The sequence below is a fragment of the Pseudoalteromonas arabiensis genome, assembly GCF_001550155.1.
GTDB lineage: Bacteria > Pseudomonadota > Gammaproteobacteria > Enterobacterales > Alteromonadaceae > Pseudoalteromonas > Pseudoalteromonas arabiensis.
This window is the reverse complement of sequence record NZ_LRUF01000024.1, coordinates 477,549-499,256: the sequence shown is the minus strand read 5'-3', so window position 1 is coordinate 499,256 and position 21,708 is coordinate 477,549. Positions and strand designations below refer to the sequence as shown.

At 39.7% G+C, this 21,708-nt stretch carries 16 protein-coding genes and 1 other RNA gene; 5 read left to right on the top strand and 12 right to left on the bottom strand.

Features of this window, described 5'->3' with window-relative positions; translation table 11 throughout:
• Positions 1-49: 49 nt before the first annotated feature.
• From PAARA_RS15495 to PAARA_RS15485, 3 genes are all read left to right on the top strand, one after another.
• Positions 50-1,639 carry a hypothetical protein gene (locus PAARA_RS15495; RefSeq protein WP_062569902.1) on the top strand — a complete coding sequence of 530 codons (1,590 nt, stop codon included), beginning with the start codon at positions 50-52 and terminating at the stop codon, positions 1,637-1,639.
• A gap of 123 nt (positions 1,640-1,762) precedes the next feature.
• Positions 1,763-3,328, top strand: coding sequence for an ATP-dependent nuclease (locus PAARA_RS15490; RefSeq protein ID WP_010388178.1), 1,566 nt, complete (start codon positions 1,763-1,765; stop codon positions 3,326-3,328).
• Positions 3,313-4,344 carry a DEAD/DEAH box helicase family protein gene (locus PAARA_RS15485; RefSeq protein ID WP_010388176.1) on the top strand — a complete coding sequence of 344 codons (1,032 nt, stop codon included), beginning with the start codon at positions 3,313-3,315 and terminating at the stop codon, positions 4,342-4,344. The genes PAARA_RS15490 and PAARA_RS15485 overlap by 16 nt, the downstream gene beginning before the upstream one ends.
• Before the next feature lie 35 nt (positions 4,345-4,379).
• Here PAARA_RS15485 and PAARA_RS15480 read toward each other — a convergent pair whose 3' ends face one another.
• From PAARA_RS15480 to PAARA_RS15460, 5 genes are all read right to left on the bottom strand, one after another.
• Positions 4,380-5,381 (bottom strand): TniB family NTP-binding protein, encoded by a 1,002-nt coding sequence (locus PAARA_RS15480; protein WP_062569901.1) that lies wholly within the window; start codon positions 5,379-5,381, stop codon positions 4,380-4,382.
• Between the two features lie 2 nt (positions 5,382-5,383).
• On the bottom strand, positions 5,384-7,204 hold the full coding sequence (locus PAARA_RS15475; RefSeq protein ID WP_062569900.1) for a Mu transposase C-terminal domain-containing protein: 1,821 nt from the start codon (positions 7,202-7,204) through the stop codon (positions 5,384-5,386).
• Entirely contained in the window at positions 7,197-7,826 is a 630-nt protein-coding gene (locus PAARA_RS15470; RefSeq protein ID WP_062569899.1) for a TnsA endonuclease N-terminal domain-containing protein, read from the bottom strand. The genes PAARA_RS15475 and PAARA_RS15470 overlap by 8 nt, the downstream gene beginning before the upstream one ends.
• A gap of 132 nt (positions 7,827-7,958) precedes the next feature.
• An RNA gene (gene ffs / locus PAARA_RS15465) (signal recognition particle sRNA small type) lies at positions 7,959-8,055 on the bottom strand.
• Between the two features lie 136 nt (positions 8,056-8,191).
• A complete protein-coding gene (locus tag PAARA_RS15460; protein WP_062569898.1) occupies positions 8,192-9,064 on the bottom strand; it encodes a DUF3014 domain-containing protein in 873 nt (290 codons plus the stop codon).
• A gap of 132 nt (positions 9,065-9,196) precedes the next feature.
• Here PAARA_RS15460 and PAARA_RS15455 point away from each other — a divergent pair, with 132 nt between their 5' ends.
• Positions 9,197-10,342 carry a patatin-like phospholipase family protein gene (locus tag PAARA_RS15455; RefSeq protein WP_062569897.1) on the top strand — a complete coding sequence of 382 codons (1,146 nt, stop codon included), beginning with the start codon at positions 9,197-9,199 and terminating at the stop codon, positions 10,340-10,342.
• Here PAARA_RS15455 and PAARA_RS15450 read toward each other — a convergent pair whose 3' ends face one another.
• Positions 10,343-12,316 (bottom strand): monovalent cation:proton antiporter family protein, encoded by a 1,974-nt coding sequence (locus tag PAARA_RS15450; RefSeq protein ID WP_062569896.1) that lies wholly within the window; start codon positions 12,314-12,316, stop codon positions 10,343-10,345.
• Between the two features lie 138 nt (positions 12,317-12,454).
• Between PAARA_RS15450 and PAARA_RS15445 the strand changes: the two genes are divergently transcribed.
• Entirely contained in the window at positions 12,455-13,351 is an 897-nt protein-coding gene (locus PAARA_RS15445) for a GGDEF domain-containing protein (RefSeq protein ID WP_062569895.1), read from the top strand.
• 26 nt (positions 13,352-13,377) lie between these two features.
• Here the strand turns inward: PAARA_RS15445 and PAARA_RS15440 are convergent, their stop codons facing one another.
• The 6 genes from PAARA_RS15440 to lpxB all read right to left on the bottom strand — a co-directional run bounded on the left by PAARA_RS15440 (position 13,378) and on the right by lpxB (position 21,335).
• Positions 13,378-13,722, bottom strand: a complete 345-nt coding sequence (locus PAARA_RS15440) for a hypothetical protein (protein ID WP_062569894.1) — start codon at positions 13,720-13,722, stop codon at positions 13,378-13,380.
• Positions 13,719-15,026, bottom strand: coding sequence for a tRNA lysidine(34) synthetase TilS (tilS, locus tag PAARA_RS15435; RefSeq protein WP_062569893.1), 1,308 nt, complete (start codon positions 15,024-15,026; stop codon positions 13,719-13,721). The genes PAARA_RS15440 and tilS overlap by 4 nt, the downstream gene beginning before the upstream one ends.
• Positions 15,027-15,118: 92 nt before the next feature.
• Positions 15,119-16,075, bottom strand: coding sequence for an acetyl-CoA carboxylase carboxyl transferase subunit alpha (gene accA, locus PAARA_RS15430; protein ID WP_054553102.1), 957 nt, complete (start codon positions 16,073-16,075; stop codon positions 15,119-15,121).
• 16 nt (positions 16,076-16,091) lie between these two features.
• The gene (gene dnaE / locus PAARA_RS15425; protein WP_062569892.1) at positions 16,092-19,583 is read right to left on the bottom strand and encodes a DNA polymerase III subunit alpha; all 3,492 of its coding nucleotides are present in this window, start codon (positions 19,581-19,583) and stop codon (positions 16,092-16,094) included.
• Complete coding sequence (rnhB, locus tag PAARA_RS15420; protein WP_062569891.1) at positions 19,583-20,188, bottom strand: ribonuclease HII; 606 nt, start codon at positions 20,186-20,188, stop codon at positions 19,583-19,585. The genes dnaE and rnhB overlap by 1 nt, the downstream gene beginning before the upstream one ends.
• The gene (lpxB, locus tag PAARA_RS15415) at positions 20,178-21,335 is read right to left on the bottom strand and encodes a lipid-A-disaccharide synthase (protein ID WP_062569890.1); all 1,158 of its coding nucleotides are present in this window, start codon (positions 21,333-21,335) and stop codon (positions 20,178-20,180) included. The genes rnhB and lpxB overlap by 11 nt, the downstream gene beginning before the upstream one ends.
• Positions 21,336-21,708 lie beyond the last annotated feature (373 nt).

Below are 21,708 nucleotides of genomic sequence, written 5' to 3'. Positions count from 1 at the left end.
TTAATTAGTAATGTCTTAAACTATACATTTATGAGTTAAAAGGGATTTTATGCTTGTTTTTGCTAGCGATGCTTCTGGTAAGGTTGTTTCAATAAATAATGTCAAAAATGGTAAAGCATGTAATTGTTTTTGTATCGCGTGTAATGACCCTTTAGTGGCACGCAATGGCGGCACTATAAATGCTCATTCATTTGCTCATACTACAAAAGAAGAATCTAGAACATGCTTAATGACCGCTTTGCATCGGTACGCTCAAGAATATTTTTTAACGGCTAAAACAATAAACCTCCCAGCGATTACTATTTCCCATAGAGGTTACAGCAAAACTGAACCTAGTAGAAAAGCCTTAATAAACTCTGCCAAACTTGAATATAGCATTCATAACAAATACATAGCCGATGTGAAGTTAGAAACTGATGTCGGTGATTTATTAGTTGAAATTAAGGTAACATCGCCTTGCTCAGCAGAGAAAATTAACTTTTATCGTGAAAAGAAAATCGCTTCCTTAGAGTATGATTTATCAGTTTATATTGATTCGGATTATGCTGATGTAAATTGTGCTCTTAAGCATAATGATGATACGTCTAGTTGGTTATTTGGTTGGTGTGAGGATCAATTTAGAGAAGAAATAAATCAAAAAGTTGAACTCAACCAAATAGAAATGAATAAAAAAATTCGACAACAAATTGAAGAATCAAGACAGCGAGCACTTCGTAAATTTAATAACTTAAAAAAGCGACAGCAACTAAAAATCCCCAGTCACAGCATTGAATTTAATCATGATATCAATGGTAAAAATTACGATTTATCAGCCCAAGTAGTAAAAAGTAAAAGTATAAAGTTCGAAAAAGTGTCACTTGAAGTAGAGCATGAACATTTTTTACTTTTAAAATGCATTGCTTTCAATAAATCTAACCAAGAACGAGTGCTAAATATTGCTCTTTTATTTCAACATGATATTCCCGATATCCTCAAAAAAGAATCAGGCCAGATCATCGTAGGTCGAATAAAAAAATCAAAACATTTTAAATTCGAATGGCTTAACTTTACACCTCCACGTTCGGCTTTAGAAAGAGCAAAATTTACAGCTATTACTGAAAAAGAAAAGCAACTAGAAAAATATAAGTTTATAGAGCAGGTAACAAACTATGCTGACATTTATGCATTAGAACAAGATAGATATTTTTCAAATGATTACCCTAAATGGAAAATATGGCTAGCTTCACAAAGCGATATGGCTCCCAACGAAAACTTTAATGTTAAAAATCCCAAGTATCCAGCTTTATTAAAAACAAATAATTCACACCCTCAGCTTTGGATGTTTGATCGCTGGTATATATTAATATTTAGTAAGTTAGCAGAGTTTATTGACAGCTACCCAATCAATACCCCCATAGATACAAAATACATATTTGAGCTGTTAAAAAACGAATTTCCACCTTCCCATAATTACAATTTTTTTGTCGAGCAAGCAGATAAAATGAATGTTTCATATAAATTAGAGCACTTACTAAAGCCTGAAAGCATTATAAATACTTGCTTATCATTTTTTGAGGAAAAGCTAGCAGTAGTAAAAGAATCCAATTACTTTGTACGCAAGTACGATTTAAAGATACAAATGCTACCTGCGGGAAACTAACTATATGAAAATGATTTGTGGATATTTAAATTTATAGGCTTAAAACCTACCACTTGCTAATTAGCTGGCTATTTTGCACAATGATTTAGTACTTCTTATGAAATGAATAGAAACAGGGATGCTATGAAGATCATTGAAAAAATTAAGCTATTTAACTTTAAGAGATTCTCAAATTTTGAAGTTCAATTTACTGAAGAAATTAATTTATTAATAGGCGATAATGAAGCTGGAAAAAGTAGTCTACTCACAGCTATTGAGCTTGTTTTAAGTGGTAGTAAATCCAAAATCGACTCAATAGGGATTGATAACTTATTTAATAAGCAAATTATTAATGAATTTTTAGTTTCAGATAAAAGCATTGCAAACCTTCCCACGTTACGTATAGAGCTATACTTAAATGAACAAAATAACCCTCACTTAAATGGCAAAGTTAATTCCGAAGGTGTTGCTTGCGACGGGCTGGTTTTAACATGTGAGCCAAATGAAGAGTTAACACATGAAATATCAGAAGTTTTAGCTCAAGAAGAAAGTAACTTCCCTTATGAATATTACGTTGTTAATTTTGCAACTTTTTCAGGTCAAGCATATTCGGGCTATCGAAAATTCTTAAAATTTCTAGCATTAGATAGCTCACAGATAAACAATGACTATGCAACCAAAGAATATATAAAAGCAGTATATGACAACTTTGTCGAGCAAACAGCCAGAATAAAGTTGAAAAATGAGTACCGCCAACAAAAAGTAGCTTTTAAAGAAACAAACCTTAAGTCAATTAATGACAAACTTGATGAATACCAGTTTTCGATTAGATCTAGTACTAAATCAAACCTAGAGACAGATCTAAATATTGTTGAAGATGACGTTCCCATCGAAAATAAAGGAAAAGGCAGACAGTGCTTTATCAAAACAGAGTTTGCATTAAGAGAGCATGATGCAGATAAACCACTAGACGTATTATTGTTAGAAGAGCCAGAAAACCATCTTAGTCATACGAATATGAAAAGGTTGGTCCATAGAATATCAGAGTCACATGCTAAACAAATTTTTGTTGCTACTCACAATAGCTTAATAAGTACGAGATTAAATTTACGTAACTCAATACTCCTCAATAGTTCTTCTCCTGAGCCTCTTACAATGAGGGACTTGCCAGAAGATACAGCTAAATTTTTTATGAAAGCACCTGATAATAATGTTTTAGAATTCATACTATCAGCGAAAGTCATATTAGTAGAGGGCGATGCTGAATACATTCTTTTGGACTCATTTTATTCATTGGTAACAGGCTCTTCATTAGAAGCCGATGACATTCATGTTATCTCAGTTGGTGGTACAAGTTTTAAAAGGTATTTAGACATAGCAAAAGTTTTGGGAATAAGAACCGCTGTGATACGTGACAATGATGGCGACTATCAAACGAATTGTATTGATAATTATCTCGGCTATGTGGCAGATAACATTGGTATTTTTTATGATGCTGTTAATACCAGCACTACATTTGAGATCTGCCTTTACGACTTAAATCGAGAAGTTTGTGATGAGCTTTGGCTCGCTGATCGAAAAACACTGTCAGTACAAGAGTATATGCTGAAAAATAAAGCTGACTGTGCATTTGAATTACTAGATAAAAAAGCAGACCAAATTATAATACCTGACTATATAGAAAGAGCTTTCCAATGGATAAACGAGTAGTTTTTGCTGTCGCTGGCTCAGGTAAAACAAGCCACATAATAAATGGGTTAGAAAGTGACTCCAAAACTCTGATACTAACTTATACAGATAACAATTTATCGAACCTGAAGCATAGGATATTGCAAAAGTTTGGGGAAATTCCTTCCGGAATTAAAGTGTATTCATATTTTCAATTCGTATATTCATTTTGTTTTAGGCCTCTATATGGTCACGAGCTAAAAACTAAAGGTATCAATTGGCATGTCCCTCCATTTAATACATTAAAGATGAAACGGAATGATCCTAGGTTCTATATCGATAGCCATAGTAGATTGTACTCCAATCGCATTGCAAAACTAATAGAACAGCTTGGTATCAATGATGAAGTTATCAAGCGCATAGAAAAGTATTTTGATAGTATTTGCGTTGATGAAGTCCAAGATTTTGCAGGGCACGATTTCAACTTTTTATTAAGCATTTTTCCAGCAAATATAAACCAATTATTTGTTGGGGACTTTTATCAGCATACATTTGATACGTCTAGGGATGGAAACGTTAATAAGTCGCTCCATGATTGCTATGACAAATATAAAGCAAAATTTACTAACGTTGGTTACGTAGTCGATGAAGAGTTACTTTCTAAGAGCCACCGTTGTAGCCCTATAGTGTGTAGTTTTGTTAGTGAGAATCTATCTATACACATCGATTCTCATCGAAGTGACAAGACCAACATTGAGTTTATTGAATGTAAAAATCAAGCTATCGAAATAATGAGTTGCCCAGACACTGCTAAACTTTTTTACCAAGATAGTAGAAAATATAAGGGATACACAGAAAATTGGGGAGCTACTAAAGGGCTAGATTGTTTCGAAAATATTTGCATCATTTTGAATCCAACAACACTAAAATTGTTTGAAAATGGGAAGCTCGAAGAGTTAAAACCTCAGACCAAGAACAAGCTTTATGTCGCATGTACTAGGGCTAAGCATAATATTTATTTTATTCCTGAAAAACTTATTAAGTATATGAAAAATTAGTATCCGAATAACTATGAGCTCTGTAAGTCAACACTTCACTTTCTCAACAGCTGACTAATCGGCATCCGGTCAGTAAACTTTGTTGTTATAAACGGATCTTCATCTTGGGCGCTTTCAGGTTTATAGAGTGAATAGCGCTCGACTTCACTTGCTGTAATTTTTGCAACTGGCAAGGTAAATGAATTTGCTAAATCAGGGAATAGTACATCAAATGCTTTAACCAAGTGTTTGGTCGTGAGGGTTTTTGCGTTATCCATTAATGCATAAAGTACGGCATCATCTAAAAAGTATTTTAATGTTCTAAAGCAGCCTTTTGATAGTGAGAACAAGGCAAATACTGTTGCTTGCTCACTTAAACTTGGCTTTTCGGTAAATGGCATACGGTTGGCTAGGCCAATTATCAGTTGTACAAAATGCTTTGGATTTTCTGATAACTTAAAATAAGGCAGCTGCCGCCTTACTAATAAACGCGATGACCACTGTGGTTCGTCTGCTATTTTTTCTGCCCACGGCATACCTACCAATACAATTGATACACCCGCTTCGTCGTTAATGTATTTTAATCGATTAGCAATCTCGCGGCGCTTTTTACCTTGGTTGTGCTCAATCAGTTCTTGAAACTCATCAATAATTATAAGTTCTGTACCACACGTTTTTAGGCATTTTATTAATGATGTCGTTAACCGAGTACCATTTACTCGCAGTTTGCGCTCTGTGCTACCTACTTGCCCTAAGTCTTTAAGAAGCTCGGCTAAAGTAGATTCTAGTGTCGGGTTACTAGGTATGCGGCTTACTAATACGGGGTGGTTCATCACTCCATTAATAAATTGCGGTAAATGTCGTTCTTTGTATTGCTTGATCAGTGCTGTTTTGCCTGTGCCTGTATCACCATTTAAAAGCATGCAGGGCTTTTCGCCCGCTAACCCTTTACCAAGTCTTAATCTGTCGAAGTCGTTAAATACAGTGGTTATTATTGGGTATTCAATAAATACATCGCGAAATTCATTCAGTTTTTCTTTTTGTTTGTCGGTCAGCATAATTAAAATCCATCTAGGTCTGAGATAAAGTCATCCCAGCTATCAGTTACTTGCTCTTTAGGTGTAACCTTTTTGGGTTCTACTGGCTCGCTCTGAGCTATTGATTTTTGTGAGTCACTACTTACATTTTGATGCTTAGCTAACGCTTTCCCCCCTTTTACCTTTGAGTTTTTTGGCGCATTTTTTAACTCTTCAAACTCGTTTTGAATTTTATTATGAATAAACATCCGCGCTTTTGCTAAGCCTACATTATCGATAGAGCCCGAAATAAAATCACGATGAATGCGCATATTTATTTTATGCTGATTCAAACTCAAGCCTTGAGTATATTCTTGATCTTTACATGGCACTTTGATGTAGTGCTCTAGCTTATCGAGGTAAACGTATATATAAGAAATATCATCGGGATTTAATTTAATTAAAACTTCTTGAGATACTTTATGGCTAAATTGCTTCCTATAGTTGGCTAATTCAGTACTGTCATAGCTTGAATTTTCTAACTGTATACCTCCTTTTCGAAGTACCCGATGATATGAAATACTGAGCACAACATCTAATTGTTGAAGATCATCATTACTCAGCACTGTTGGTGGTAACGTATTAAAGCCTTGATCCCATAATTGGCTAGGTATGTACTTAAAGCGGCTGTCGGCATCTTGGTGGTAAACGTCTACTACCCACTTATGAAATAGCTGCATAAAGGTCGTAAAACGCATGATTGCATCTTTTTTGGGGTTATATTCATGTTTTTGCAAAATATTAGAAAAGGTTTTACCTGGAATCGGATCTAATAACTCAGTGTTAATTGTGCCAAACATACGTTCTACAAACGGTTTTAACCACGGCTTTGCAACAGGGTTATATTGAGTATTAATGCCTATTTCTTCACAAGCTAACTCAAGGCTGTTACTCCAAAATTCAGCGCCGTTATCAACAACAAGTGTTTCAATTTTACCTGCACACTTCCACTCATTAATCGTATCTGGGTATCGTTTTGCCACTTCATTTTTAGGTTTCATCGCATTTAGCATTGCTCGCCTTACTGCATCATAGCTAGGCTCACTGAAGCTAAAGTAATAGCCAACAATACAATGGCTATACACATCGACTAACATGGTGAGTGTTGGCCGACCAAGTGGGATATGCAGCTCATCATCTAATAGAATAAGATCAAGCGGTGTATGGTCAATTTCAACTTTTTCGAGTACTCGGGTTGGCCGTGTATGCCCTTCTACTTTATTAAAAGCAATATCAGCAAGGCGCTTACCATAACGAGCAATCATTACTTCGTATTGCGGTAAGTTATCTATTCTGTTTTTAAACGCTTTGTATGTTAAAGGCTTTAAAACACTGCCCACAACACTGTCGTTTTCAATAATAACTAAGTCTGCATAATACTTGTAAGCCGAAGCCACTGATGGCTTTTCTTTTACTAAGTAACGTTCAAGCGCTTTTTCAAAAAACTTGTCGGTGGCTGTATCGCGCTCCCTGTTACCCTTTTTTTGGTGGCTTGGTATTAGCGCCATGATGTTTTTGTCTGCATTTGTATAAGCGCTATACCATCGTGCGGCGGTTCTCCAGCTGGGCTTTTTTTCTCCCTCAACTTCGGGCATTACTTTTAATAAAGGCTCAAGGTTTTTTTGTGTCCAACCGCCTTGAATATTAGCCTCAAGCCATTGAATATATTTAAGCTTAGCAAATGTTGTTGTTTTTATTTTTTCAGGAAGGGCTTGTAAATCTTTGGCGTAATTTTGAGGTAGTTTGGTTTCTACTTTTGGTAATGGCTGGTTAAATTCATCATCAAACAAACCGCCATTAAACATTATTAGACCAAATGGCTGTTTCTATTGATATTTCATTTGTAGTTAAATCAGCAAATAACTGCCCTAATGATAATAAGCGTAGCACCGTAGCAAGTAGCTCACCGGCAGTTACTCTTAAAAAGCTAACTAACTGACCCACTTTGATAGAGCCGTATTGCTGAACAAGCTTTAGCACAGATAATTGCAGGTCTGTTAAAGACTGAAAGCCAGAGTAGCGATGCAAAAGCTTTAAGTTATTAAGTGTTGGGTATACACGAATTTGCTTATCAGTAACCAGTATTAAGTCACGTCCATCTTGCTTGGCTATGGCTTGCTTTTCAATAAAACGAGCACGAAAGTCTTCATCGGCAATTTTGCTTTGTGGTTTTACTTCGATAAATTTTTGCGTGCCGTCTGTGTGGGTAAGTAAAAAGTCAGGTGTGTAACGGCAAATACGGTTATCAAACTCATATTCGTAACCGAGTGGTTGTGCTTCAAATGCGGCTATTGATGGTGAAAATTCAAAATGGAAACAGGCATCAAATTCTAAAGAGGATTCAACTAAACAGGTAGATTTATTTTTTTGACTAGCAAATTTATGGAGGTTTTTAACACGGGAGTGTTTGAGTTTTCTTCTGTACATGTGAGTCAACCATCTAACCATTTGGTTAAATACTAGACTATGCCACCTTATACTTCCAATTTATGCCATCTTTTAGTACAAATATGTCAACTTATACTTCAAACAACAACCCAAAAAGAATTTGGGTGGCAGTCTTACCAGCCACATCTCGGCACACACGTCACACGCTGTGGCTGCTCCCTTCCGGGCCTGACCAGGTTCACCTGCTAGTGTTGCGAGAGGACCAATAAGACTACCATTGAGGGCCTTGTTTGGCGCGGGAGGGATTATCTCTAGTTTTGGCCTGTTATTCAAGGGGTATTCGAAAAAGAAAGTGCGATTGCATACTTGCTGTACAATCGCACTGTATTTAATGGTTTAAAAGCTTACTTTTCTAGTTCAGCTTTTATGTTACGTAATGCCGCTTTTACCTTTTTCATATTTTCAGGGCCCATACGTAAAAGCTGCTTTTGTGCTTGTGGGAGGTTTTCCCACTCTGAATAAGCATATTGATAAGTCACTGAGTTGCGCACTAATGGCATGTCACCTTTTGGTTCTGGTGTATCAAGTAAAACGTCAATCGCTTCTTCAAGAGTTTGATTAAAGGCATCGCCTTCGTAGCCAATCTCAGCGTATGCTTCGTTTATCAGTGGTTTATATTCATCATAAATGCGAATAGCCTGAGCAGCACTTAAACTAGTAAATAGTTTCACATAAGGGGTGTAACGCTCGTAACTGTTCGGATCAATCGTTAAAATATCACCTTCAATAACTTTAAATGACTCTTTTGGACGTTCAACAGGTGCATGGCTAGCTGCTACTTTGCCTTTTGCAATGTTATCTACATACACGACACCGCGACGAATAAGGTCATCGGTCACCATTAAACTCATAACCTGATCGCTCAACACTTCGTCCATGCGAGCAACAACCACCTCATCGCTTTCGTTTAATGTAGGTAATGGTTCTACCTCTGGCACTGGCTCTTCTTCACGTGCTACAGGCTGCTCAACAACAACGGGCTCTGGTTCTGGCTCTGCAACTGGTTCGGGTTCAGGCTCTGGTTCGGGCTCTTGAAACTCCGCCATAGGTACTTCTTCAGTTACAATATCCTCTACGGTTTGCGTCGGCTTATCGTCTGGTTGGAGTAAAATATACGCTGCAACACAGGCAACAATAATTAAAATAACAACACCAAAAATAAGGTTGTTATTAACTGGACGCTTTTGTACTTCGGTCTCTGACGAATGCTCTGACATACAGACTCCTTTAAAAAACAGACATAAAACTCGACAAAATAACGTGAGCAATTAGGTAAACTTTGCTTCTTCTAGCTTAAAGACTTACAGTTGATAAATAAAGTAAAGACGCACAACAATTTAAATGCAACTATGAGCAGTAAGTTAAAAAAAACACAGCACTCTAAAATCGCCTTATTATTAACAGGTGGTGGCGCGCGTGCCGCTTATCAAGTCGGCGTGTTGAAAGCAATAACACAAAGTATGCCTCGCACTGCCCCATTACCTTTTACTATTATTAATGGGACATCAGCGGGGGCAATTAATTCCGCCGCACTTGCATGTTATGCGTCGTGCGCCCATTTGGCGAGTAAAAAGCTCGAATGGGTCTGGAAAAACTTTTCCACCTCTCAAGTGTACAAAAGTGATTTTTTAAGCGTGTTTTTACATCTAACACGCAATATTTTAACGAGCTTCCAGTCTGAACACATTAATCACCCACCAGCAAGCTTGCTAAATAATAAACCGCTGAGAAAACTCCTCAACGAGATTTTAGATTTATCACGCATAGAACGTAACCTACATAAAAACTACCTAGATGCTGTGTCTATTACTGCGTCAAGTTACACAACCGGTGATTCTGTGGCTTTTTTTCAATCGCTTACGCAAAAACCATGGCAACGGGCGAAACGCGAAGGTCAAGCAGCGCGTATTAATGTAGAACATTTAATGGCATCAAGTGCTATTCCCATGGTGTTTCCAAGTGTTAATGTACATAACCATTATTTTGGCGATGGGTCTATACATCAGTTGTCACCATTGAGCCCTTCTGTGCATTTAGGCGCTGAAAAAATCTTTATTATTGGTGTTGATGAACCTAAAGAAATGCATCCACCTGGGTATCAACCCCATTACCCTGGGCTTTCAAATATTGCAGGTCACCTGCTTGATAGTGTTTTTACCGACACGCTGCAATCTGATTTAGAGCGATTAGAACGCATAAACAGAACACTTGGCTTGTTACCTGCGCGTGACAAACATCAAGAACTTAAACAGATTGATACCTGTATAATTAACCCCTCACAAAATTTTAATATGATTGCAGCACAATTTTATGACGATATGCCAATCGCGATTAAAGTGCTACTGCGTATGATAGGTGTAAAAAAACGCTCACAATCGAGTTTAACCAGTTACTTACTGTTCGAAAAACGCTATACCCAAAAGCTGATTGAAATAGGTTACCAAGACGGGCTCAATAAACTACCCGAAATTCGTAAATTCCTAGAGCTTGACTGATTACTCTGTTCCGTCGAGTAAGTAATGCTCTACACGCTCTACTCGACGCGGTTTACCTTGTAAAACAAGAATATCGCCAGCCATTAATACTGTTTGCGATGATGGGGCTTCTATTTCCCTGTCTTGTCGGCGCAGCGCTCTAACCGATACTCGGCGCTGTTCAAGCTTTAGCTCACTGATTTTTTGATTCACAGCAAACGCATATTCAGGCAATGCAATAACATGTAAATATTCTAATCGATCAGAACTGGTTTCTTCGCTATCAAGCTTATCCCCTGTAAAAAAGCCATTTAAAAATTGATAGCGGTTACGGCGCTCTTTACTCACTCTGCGAATAATTCGTGTCATGGGTACACCAGACATATAAAGCACATGCGAGACTAGCATTAAACTCGCTTCTAGGGTCTCTGGCACAACTTCTGTAACGCCTAACTCTTTGAGTGTTTCCAGCTCAGAATCATCTCGCATTCGGACTAAAATTTTTACTTTGGGCGCTATTTGTTTTATAGCATCAACAACGACTTGCGTTTGTTCAAAGTCTGCGAATGTAATAATAACAAGCCGTGCTCGCTCTACCCCTGCTGATTTTAAAATATCTTTTTGTTTTACATGACCAAAAATAATCGGTTCACCCGCAGCTTTTGCTTCTTGCAATAAAATAGGGTTACTTTCAATAGCCACGTACTCAATGGCCTCAGGCTTAAGAAAGCGAGCAACAGTTTGCCCTACACGCGAAAAACCACAAATCACCACATGATTATGATAAAGGGGACTACTTGTTGCAGGCTGTTGCCAGTACTGACCTGCATGGGAAAGTAAACCAAAGCGCTTTAAAAGTACGGGAGTTTTCTCTATCAAATAAGGAGTGAGTGCCATTGATAAGACGCCCACGGCAATAAGAAATGATGCTTGCTCTGTGCTGATCAGCAAATGCTGCGATGCCAGTGCGATTAATACAAAACCAAACTCCCCCATTTGCCATAGCATAATACCAGCAGCCACGGCATCTTGTTTACGCTCACCAATCACTTGCGCTGAAATTGCTAATACGGCAATTTTAAAAAAGAGCAGCCCAACTAATACGGCTAAAATCCAATACCAACTATTTAGCACATATAACACATCAAGCTGCATGCCGACCGTAACAAAAAATAGCCCCATTAAAATATCGCGAAACGGTCTAATATCAGCTTCTAATTGATGACGATACTGGCTCTCGCCTAGCATCATCCCTGCTAAAAATGCACCCAGTGCCATAGAAAGGCCAAATAAATACGTAAGGCCAGCTGCAAATAGCGCGACCAATAAGGTTGTTAAAACAAATAACTCATCGGTACGAACCAGTGCTATCTCACTGAATACCTTAGGTAAGATCCATTTCCCAATTGCCCACAATAAAGCGCATACAAATGCCCCTTTAGTTAATGCAAAAGCCAGTGCGCCGGCAATGGCATCTGAGCCACTTTGCGCTAAAAGCGGGTAAACAATTAACAACGGCACAACGGCAATATCTTGAAACAGTAATACACCCACAGCCAGCTGACCGCGTCGTTGATTCAGCTCACCAGACTCCTTTAACAGCTTAACCACAACGGCTGTAGAAGATAGCGCCATAAGTGTTGCAATCGTAAAGCTGTTTAACAGGCTATGCTCAAGCAATAGCAAAATAATGATAAAGACAATGCTAGTGACAACGACTTGCAATGATCCCAGCCCAAATACGATATTGCGCATTGCCATCAAGCGTGGAATCGAAAACTCAAGCCCAAGGCTAAAGAGCAAAAATACAATACCGAGTTCTGCGACAAAGTGCATTTCATGACTTTGTGCCATCCAGCCAATACCGTGACTGCCCGCCAACACGCCCGTTGCCAAGTAGGCAAGAATAGGAGGTAAACCAATTCGTTTGAAGAACCAAACGAACACAACGGCAGCAACAAGCAAGCCAAACACTTGAATCAGTACGTTTTGCAAGCAATAAACTCCTTTCAACTTGATGACCAGCTATATCTTTCTTTAAATATAGCAACCATTTGTTTTTCAGCCAGTTTAAAAAAATGGCACAAATCTCGCTTACTCACAGTATCTAAACACTCCGGGGGGAGAATTATCGTGGAAAATGTCCATATTTTGACGCAGCGAGTGTCTGCACGTGGCGAATTCATGCCATTTTCGGCAGAATATTACCGAAATAATGAATTAAACAATGCGCATAGCCTTGTAGCGAAATTACAGACAACGTTATCAATTGAGGAAATTCTTACAATTTTTGCTGAGCATGCTAAACAGTTAATCAATTTATCAGGTTTGCAATTTCAGTCTTCCCTTGGTGTTTGCCAAAGTGCAGAAAGCGATACCAGTCAGACGCCTTATTCATTTGATTTAGATATCGAAAATGAGCGCCTTGGCCAGCTAATATACTTTAGTAAGTTTCCTATGGGACAAGCTATAAAAAGCAAACTACAACAGCTGCACGGCGCACTTATTTACCCATTACGTAATGCGGTTATGTATAACCGTGTATTACGACTTGCAACTAAAGATGCCTTAACCGGTCTCAATAATCGCAGTCAATTTAATGACAGCTTGGCACAAAGGCTTGAGCGCTGTCGCAGGCAGCACCGCCCGTTTAGCTTGATGTTGCTGGATTTAGATAACTTCAAACAAGTTAACGATAATTTTGGTCACAAAATTGGCGATGATGTACTGCAAGAGTTTTCTAAGGTGCTGGGCAAAAGTGTACGCGGCACTGATTCAATCTTTCGTTTTGGAGGTGATGAGTTTGCTTTGCTTATCGATGACCCTGAGTTTACAACCAACAAAGTCATTGCCGATCGCATTATGCACTTAGTTGCTCAGTCTGATTTAATGGCACAATACAAGGTTACATCTAGCATAGGTTTTACACTTGCTAATAACCAAGATTGCGAAAACGAAGTATTTGCCCGTGCTGACAAAGGTCTTTATAAGGCGAAAGCAGCAGGCAGAAATTGTGCCAGAGCCTACTAATTAAAAAGAAAGCCTAACATCCCCCGTTAGGCTTTTTTAACCATCAGCTTATAGCCCAGTAATAGCAACCAAAAGCCAGAGAAGAAACCACTCAATAAATAAAGTAATGCAGCCATCGTGGCAAGGGGCGATATCACTACTAACGCCAGTGGTGTAAGCACGCCGAAAATAAAGAAAATACCGCCTTTACCTGACCAATAAGCTAATAACAACAACGAGCACACGACTCCGCCCACTAGCGCATAAAAGAGCGTATTTAAAGTCAACTGTGTGAAAACTAAACTCGTAATTACTGCAACTAACACCGACAACACAAATCCAAGCGGTGCCTTGTTAACTAGTGATAAACCAGCATGTGGTTGTTCACTCATACATCTATCTCCCAAAAAATTCCATCATCAGCACTGTGCTGAGCACTAACAAAATAGCCAACCACCTGAACTAGCTCATCGTTATAATAGATAAGCGGCACTTGCGCACGTAACCAAGGAGCTACTTTGGCATCTTTAAACCAATGCTTTAAGGTATTTGAACCTGGTTTATGCAAAGGCTTTATTTGCGCTTGTGGCTTATTAAATTCAACCCTTACTTGCTCATTCGGCTTTGGTTTTCTAATACCCTTGCCCAATTTCACTGTTAGCTTTCGGCCATCTGTCAGTTCAATACTCTGCAAAGCAATTTCCATCGCCTCAGGTATTGCCTGCTCCTTCACAAAATACCAATGCTGCTGGTGACGACGCACATCACCGCTTTGTAAACTAATTTTTAATTGTGCATCAGCTTTTGCTGTTAAGCCTTGTTCAATAATTTGCCGCAGCTGATTTTCAGAAGGCAATTGGTGAGTAAATTGATTAAGCCACGCACGCACAAGGTTGGCTTGACGAGCTTCACTAAACTTTGCAACAGACTCACAACTTAAGCCCCCGCGCAGATTTTGACACTGTTCTAAGTCACTTTGAGTGTATTCATCGAGTAGCGACTGTTGCTTCTGTAGCAACCGAATACTACGCGCTGCACTTTTTTCAAAGCCTTGAAAGCGCATCGTTAATAACGGCATCACTTGATGACGTAAAAAGTTACGATCAAAACGCTCATCGCTATTTGAATCATCGGTGATATGAGTAATGGCAAATTCATCGGCAAACTGTTCAATTTGCTCACGAGTAATATTAATGAGTGGTCTAAAACATACCCGTTCTGACGCGAGTAATCGCAGCTGTTGCATTGATGCTAAGCCTTGCAAGCCTGAGCCACGTTTGAGTCGCAACAAGAAGGTTTCAAGCTGATCATTTAAATGCTGACCAAGCAGTAACACACTGCCTGCTAAACAGTTTTCATCAAGTGCTTGGTATCTTGCTTCTCGGGCTTGTGCTTCAAGAGAGGTGCGCGAACGCTTAACAATTTCAACGTGCACCGCTTTAAATGCTACATCAAGCTCTTCACATAGCGATTGGCAGAACCTTTGCCACTCACCAGCATGTTGACTCAAACCATGATTGACATACACCGCTTCGATTTCAAGTTCAGGATACTGTTTTCGCACAGTCGTCATTAAATGTAATAACACAACCGAATCAACACCACCTGATAAAGCCACACTAAAGCGCCTTTGCTGATTATTCAGTAAAGGCTGTAATTGAGCTAAAAAATGATGATATAAATCTGATGTTTGCATTAAAAACCAATCAATATACAAGCTTAGTAGTTACAGGCATTATAAAACAAAAAAAAGCCGCAAAAAGCGGCTTTTTCGATTATAAGCTGTGTTTAGCAATAACCAAACGACATTAAACGTTTGTAACGCTGATCAAGCATTTCATCAAGTGAAAGGCCTTGTAGGTCAGCAAGGTCACGCTTAAGTTGGTTTTTAAGGTTACGTGCCATCGCATCGTAATTACGATGTGCGCCACCTAGTGGCTCATCAATAACGTTGTTGATTAAATCAAGCTCTTTAACACGTGCAGCAGTTACACCCATTGCTTCTGCAGCTAATGGTGCTTTATCTGCGCTTTTCCAAAGGATTGATGCACAACCTTCTGGTGAAATTACAGAGTAAGTACTGTATTGCAGCATGTTTACACGGTCGCCCACACCAATGGCTAATGCGCCACCTGAACCACCCTCACCGATTACGGTACAGATGGTTGGTACTTTTAACGCCGCCATTACTTTTAGGTTACGTGCAATCGCTTCACTTTGACCACGCTCTTCAGCACCAACTCCTGGGTACGCACCAGGGGTGTCGATAAAAGTCATGATTGGCATTTTGAAACGCTCAGCCATTTCCATTAAGCGCAATGCTTTACGGTAACCTTCAGGCTTTGGCATACCAAAGTTGCGTTTGATTTTTTCAGCCGTGTCACGCCCTTTTTGCTGGCCAATAACCATAACTGGTTGACCTTCAAAGCGTGCAACACCACCTAAAATAGCAGGGTCGTTAGCAAAAGTACGGTCGCCTGCTAGTTCGTCAAACTCCGTGAAAATGCGCTCGATGTAATCACGAGTATAAGGACGCAACGGATGACGGGCTAACTGAGAAACCTGCCAAGCACCTAATTCAGAGAAAATTTTCTCTTTCATTTCAGCGCTTTTCTCTTTTAATCGACTGACTTCCTCTTCTAATCCAAGGTCTAATTCGCCAGCGCGGCTTACATTTTGTAATTCTTCAATTTTTGCTTCTAATTCTGCGATTGGAAGCTCAAAATCAAGATAATTGAGGCTCATGCTCTAAACTACCTAATTAATTAAATTCTAGTTCTACATCTTGCGCCGCCATCAGTGATAACTTATGAATTAAGTCATCACTAGGCGTAACACACCATTCGGTTCCTAAGGTAATCTCAGCCAACGCATCCGGACGTTGATAGAATACTTTTATAGGACAAGTACCAAACTTATAAGGTTCCAGTACTTTTTGTAAATTATCGAAGAAGTTCGCCTCGATTTGCACCATATTCAACGTCATTTTAATCGCTTTAATACGTTTTTCTCGCGCTTGAGCAATGGTGCATATGTCTCTAGCGGTCATTGTAATGCCACCGGAGAAGTTATCAAAGCTGACCTGTCCAGATATCACCAAGATATTATTAACTTGTAGCATATCTTGGTACATTTCAAACTGTTCTGGGAATAAGCGTACATCAATACGGGCACTCTTGTCATCTAAAGTTACAAGACCCCACCGATTTCCTTTTTTATTAATAAGGGTTCGTGCATTAATAACAAGGCCAGCAGCCGTTGACTGCACATCGCGGTTTGTTGGTTGTAAGTCAACCAGACGGCCCGATGTGTAGTGTCTTAGCTCTTTTCTATACTGATTTATAGGATGACCAGTTAAATAAAGGCCCAATGTTTCTTTTTCGCCATCAAGCCATTCGTTATCAGTTAAACCTGTTGCTTTTATAAATGCTTGTTCAACTTCATCAGGCTCTGTGGCTAATAACCCAAATAAATCGGCCTGCCCTAGTGACTCAGCCTTATGATGCTGATCCGCTGCTCGCATGGCATCTTTTAAGCTGGCTAATAAAGTCGCACGACCTGGCTGGGTTTTATCTGGTCCTAATTGGTCAAGTGCACCGGCATAAATAAGTTTTTCAACCACGCGTTTATTTAAGCGTTTTAAATCTACTCGCGCACAAAAATCAAATAAGTCTTTGAAAGCCCCACCTTCACTTCGCGCTTCTAAAATGGCTTCAACAGGCGCTTCACCTACTCCTTTAATGGCGCCAATACCGTATACAATCTCACCTTGTCGGTTAACCGTAAACTTGTACTCACCCGCATTCACATCAGGCGGTAACAAGGTTAGTTTCATGTTTTCACATTCATCAACCAAGGTAACGATTTTATCGGTGTTATCCATATCCGCCGACATTACCGCAGCCATAAACTCTGCTGGGTAATGAGTTTTCATCCACAGCGTTTGATACGACACTAAAGCATATGCAGCAGAGTGAGATTTGTTGAAACCGTAACCTGCGAACTTCTCTACCAAGTCGAAGATTTTCATTGCAAGTTCGCCGTCAACTCCGTTATTAACAGCTCCTTCTTCGAAGGTTGAACGTTGCTTTGCCATCTCCTCTGGCTTTTTCTTACCCATCGCACGACGCAGCATGTCAGCGCCACCTAGCGTATAGCCAGCCAGTACCTGCGCAATCTGCATTACCTGCTCTTGATAAAGAATGATACCGTAGGTCGGTTCTAGAATCGGTATCAAGCTATCGTGTTGCCACTGCACATCTGGATAAGATAACTCTTCTCGACCATGCTTACGGTCGATAAAGTTATCTACCATGCCTGATTGCAATGGACCTGGGCGGAATAGTGCTACCAGTGCGATCATATCTTCGAAGCAGTCGGGCTTTAGACGACGAATAAGATCTTTCATACCACGAGATTCTAACTGGAATACCGCGGTGGTTTCGGCGCGTAGCAATAACTCAATACTTGGCTTATCATCAAGTGGAATGGCGTTGATATCAACCGGCTCTTTACCCTCACGGGCAAGGCGCTCGTTGGTCATATCAAGCGCCCACTGCAAGATAGTAAGTGTTCTTAGACCTAAGAAGTCAAACTTAACTAAACCCGCCGTCTCAACGTCGTTTTTATCAAATTGAGTGACTGGGAATTTACCCTCATCATCACAATAAAGGGCGGCAAAATCAGTAATCGTTGTTGGCGATATTACAACACCACCAGCGTGCTTACCGGCATTACGTGTACACCCTTCAAGGATGCGACACATATCAATAAGTTCTTTTACTTCCTCATCACCGTCGTAGGCTTCTTGTAACCGCGGCTCAACATCAAAGGCTTTAGCCAAGGTCATACCCGGATCGCCCGGTACTAATTTCGAAATACGATCAACAAAGCCGTAAGGGTGACCAAGTACACGGCCTACGTCACGGATAACCGCTTTTGCAGCCATGGTACCAAAGGTAATAATCTGAGATACCGCGTCACGACCATAAAGCGCCGCTACGTGATCTATTACCTCATCGCGCCTATCCATACAGAAATCAACGTCGAAATCGGGCATTGAAATACGTTCAGGGTTCAAGAAACGTTCGAATAGTAAGTCAAATTCGAGCGGATCAAGGTCGGTAATTTTCAGCGCGTAAGCCACCAATGAGCCGGCACCTGAACCACGCCCAGGACCTACCGGAATATTATTATCTTTACTCCACTGAATGAACTCCATTACGATCAAGAAGTAACCAGGGAAACCCATTTGGTTGATTACGTCGAGCTCTATTTTCAGACGCTCGTCATACTCACCACGTTTTTCTTTTCGCTCTTGCTCATCTGGGAATAAAAACTGTAAACGCTCTTCAAGGCCATCTTCAGAGACCTTAACCAAGAAGTCTTCAATTTTCAGCGAACCGGTTGGGTAATCTGGTAAGAAGTAAGTCCCGAGCTGCACGGTTACATTACAGCGTTTGGCAATTTCCACAGTGTTTTCCAACGCTTCAGGAATATCACTAAATAGCTCAGCCATTTGCTCCGCTGTTTTTAGATATTGCTGATCTGAAAAGCGTTTAGGTCTGCGCTTATCTTCAAGCGTGTAACCATCATGAATTGCTACGCGAATTTCGTGAGCTTCAAAGTTTTCTGGTTTTAAAAACACCACTTCGTTTGTTGCCACCACAGGTAACTGCTCTTGTGCGGCAAGCTCTACGGCTAGGTGTAAATAATCTTCTTCTAATGGGCGCTCTGTTCGAATTAATTCAAGGTAGTAATGATCTCTGAAATGCTGTTTATAAAAGCTTACTACTGACTCAATAAGCCCTGCATTACCTTTAAGCAGTGCTTTACCTAAATCGCCGTCTTTCGCGCCAGAGAGAATAATCAAGCCGTCTTTTAGTTCAACTAACCATTCACGATCAATAACTGGGCGATGAAATAAATGCCCGCGTTGATACGCCTTAGAAATCAATAATGTGAGATTTTTATAGCCGTCATTATCTTTCGCTAATATGGTTATACGACATGGTTCATCTTCAAACTCAGGGCTTCTTAGCCAAAAATCAGCGCCAACAATAGGTTTAATACCCGCGCCATGGGCAGCACCATAAAAACGCACCAAACCACATAAGTTCATTTGATCGGTGATTGCCAGCGCAGGCATTTGTAACTCTTCAGCCTTTGCAACTATTGGTTTAGTTTTAGCAAGACCATCCACCATTGAGAAGTCGGAGTGAACACGTAAGTGGACAAATTGCGGCGTTGGCATTAGCGTTGCTCTCCTTTTAACGCCAAAATGCGCTGCACAGGTTTAAAGCTTTTACGATGCTCTGCAATTGCACCATATTGTTCAAGTGCCGCAAAATGTGCTTTCGTCGGGTACCCCTTATGGCCTGCAAAACCATAATCTGGATAACGTTTATCAAGCTCGATCATTTCATCATCGCGGGCAACTTTAGCCAAAATGGACGCTGCTGAAATTTCAGCCACTAAACTATCACCTTTTACAACAGCTTGAGCGGGGACCGTTAATTGAGTTGGCACACGATTACCATCAATAAATACAAACTCAGGCTTTACACTCAAGCCTTCAACAGCACGACTCATTGCCAGCATAGTGGCATGTAAAATATTTAATTCGTCAATTTCACTTGGGCTACAACGGCCAATAGCATAGCAAAGTGCTTTTTCTTTTATTTCGGTTGCAAGCAATTGACGCTTTTTATCGGAAAGCTTTTTTGAGTCGGTTAAGCCTGCAATAGGTTTTGCAGGGTCTAAAATAACCGCGGCTGTGACTACATCACCGACTAATGGACCACGACCAACTTCGTCGACACCCGCAATAAAGTTAACATTGGGTCGTTCAATCTGCATCTAGTAACTCCGCAACTGCAGCCGCAGCTTGTTCATTGGCATTTAATCTAATTTCTTTGTGAATAGCTAAAAAGCGTGCTTTGAGTTTTGCATTATCGGAATTTAACATGGGGGTTAATGCAGCAACTAAGTTCTCAACATTACACTCTGTTTGCAAATATTCAGGTACCAGTTCTTCATCTGCCAATAAATTTGGCAATGAAAAATATTTAATATTGAAAGTGAATAATGTTTTGAAAATCCAATAACTCATTGGCTTTATTTTATATCCAACAACCATGGGCTTTTTATAAAGCATGCCTTCAAGTGTTGCCGTACCTGATGCCAGTAAAATAGCATCCGCCGCTTGCATAGCGAGGTTTGATTTACCGTCTAGTAACTTTAACTTTAACGTGGGTGCTGTTTTTTCTAACACATCGCAAAATTGAGCTTTTCGTTTTTCATTAACTAACGGCACCACAATTTTCAGCTCAGGGTTCGCAGCTTGTAGCTTTGCAGCAGTTTGAATATAAGTTTCGCTTAACAGGCCAACCTCTGAGCCACGACTGCCTGGTAATAACGCAAGCACCTTATCCATTTGAGCTAAACCTAACTGATGGCGTGCATCATTTTGGTCATGTTCAAGCGCAATATCATCTGCAAGCGTATGCCCAACAAATGTACAAGGGACATTATGCTTATCATAAAATGCTTTTTCGAACGGTAACAGTGCTAACACTAAGTTAGTTGCAGCACTAATTTTGTGAATACGTTTTTCACGCCATGCCCACACCGACGGACTAACATATTGAACCGTTTTAATACCTGCCTCTTTTAAAGGTTTTTCAACACGCAAGTTAAAGTCTGGTGCATCAATACCAATAAATACATCAGGCGGGTTCTCGATAAAATGCTGTACAAGCTGTTTACGAATTTTAAGTAAACGCGGTAAGCGGCCTAAAACTTCGACGAGCCCCATAACCGATAATTCATCCATATCAAATAGTGTTTTGCAGCCAGCCGCTTGCATACGTGGGCCTGCAATGCCTTCAAATATGGCATCTGGAAAACGGACTTTAAGTGCTTTTACCAGCCCTTCACCTAAAATATCACCCGATAACTCCCCTGCCACCAAGGCAATACGTAACGGCGTTTTTTGTTCTTTCATTCGTTGATAATTCGCAACTCAAAGGCACATATAAAAATTAGTTTACCGTGTTTTAGCAACAGGATAAATGTCACGCGCTGAATAAATACTAGAAATTGAAATAACGCTCAAAGGTTAATCATTTAGGTCACTCTACATCACTTCAAAGTTCAGCATACTAAAGGCTGATACCTCAAATGAAGTAATCGCTACCCATTAAGTAATAACTGAATATCTTATTCTTTAAAGTAATTAATCATTTGAAACTTTAGAGCTTTATCTCTAACCTGTAGAAATGGTGAGCAGTGATTTCACCTTATTTTCTTATTTAACTATTGACTAAAATGAATACAAGGTTACTATTTACGAAGTTTCAATAAATACTGAAACTTTG

What these genes read in the sequence shown, in the direction of transcription:
- PAARA_RS15495 (WP_062569902.1), top strand. Translation starts at nt 50, where the DNA reads ATGCTTGTTTTTGCTAGCGATGCTTCTGGTAAGGTTGTTTCAATAAAT.
- PAARA_RS15490 (WP_010388178.1), top strand. Translation starts at nt 1,763, where the DNA reads ATGAAGATCATTGAAAAAATTAAGCTATTTAACTTTAAGAGATTCTCA.
- PAARA_RS15485 (WP_010388176.1), top strand. Translation starts at nt 3,313, where the DNA reads ATGGATAAACGAGTAGTTTTTGCTGTCGCTGGCTCAGGTAAAACAAGC.
- PAARA_RS15480 (WP_062569901.1), bottom strand. Translation starts at nt 5,381, where the DNA reads ATGCTGACCGACAAACAAAAAGAAAAACTGAATGAATTTCGCGATGTA.
- PAARA_RS15475 (WP_062569900.1), bottom strand. Translation starts at nt 7,204, where the DNA reads ATGTTTAATGGCGGTTTGTTTGATGATGAATTTAACCAGCCATTACCA.
- PAARA_RS15470 (WP_062569899.1), bottom strand. Translation starts at nt 7,826, where the DNA reads ATGTACAGAAGAAAACTCAAACACTCCCGTGTTAAAAACCTCCATAAA.
- PAARA_RS15460 (WP_062569898.1), bottom strand. Translation starts at nt 9,064, where the DNA reads ATGTCAGAGCATTCGTCAGAGACCGAAGTACAAAAGCGTCCAGTTAAT.
- PAARA_RS15455 (WP_062569897.1), top strand. Translation starts at nt 9,197, where the DNA reads ATGAGCAGTAAGTTAAAAAAAACACAGCACTCTAAAATCGCCTTATTA.
- PAARA_RS15440 (WP_062569894.1), bottom strand. Translation starts at nt 13,722, where the DNA reads ATGAGTGAACAACCACATGCTGGTTTATCACTAGTTAACAAGGCACCG.
- tilS (WP_062569893.1), bottom strand. Translation starts at nt 15,026, where the DNA reads ATGCAAACATCAGATTTATATCATCATTTTTTAGCTCAATTACAGCCT.
- accA (WP_054553102.1), bottom strand. Translation starts at nt 16,075, where the DNA reads ATGAGCCTCAATTATCTTGATTTTGAGCTTCCAATCGCAGAATTAGAA.
- dnaE (WP_062569892.1), bottom strand. Translation starts at nt 19,583, where the DNA reads ATGCCAACGCCGCAATTTGTCCACTTACGTGTTCACTCCGACTTCTCA.
- rnhB (WP_062569891.1), bottom strand. Translation starts at nt 20,188, where the DNA reads ATGCAGATTGAACGACCCAATGTTAACTTTATTGCGGGTGTCGACGAA.
- lpxB (WP_062569890.1), bottom strand. Translation starts at nt 21,335, where the DNA reads ATGAAAGAACAAAAAACGCCGTTACGTATTGCCTTGGTGGCAGGGGAG.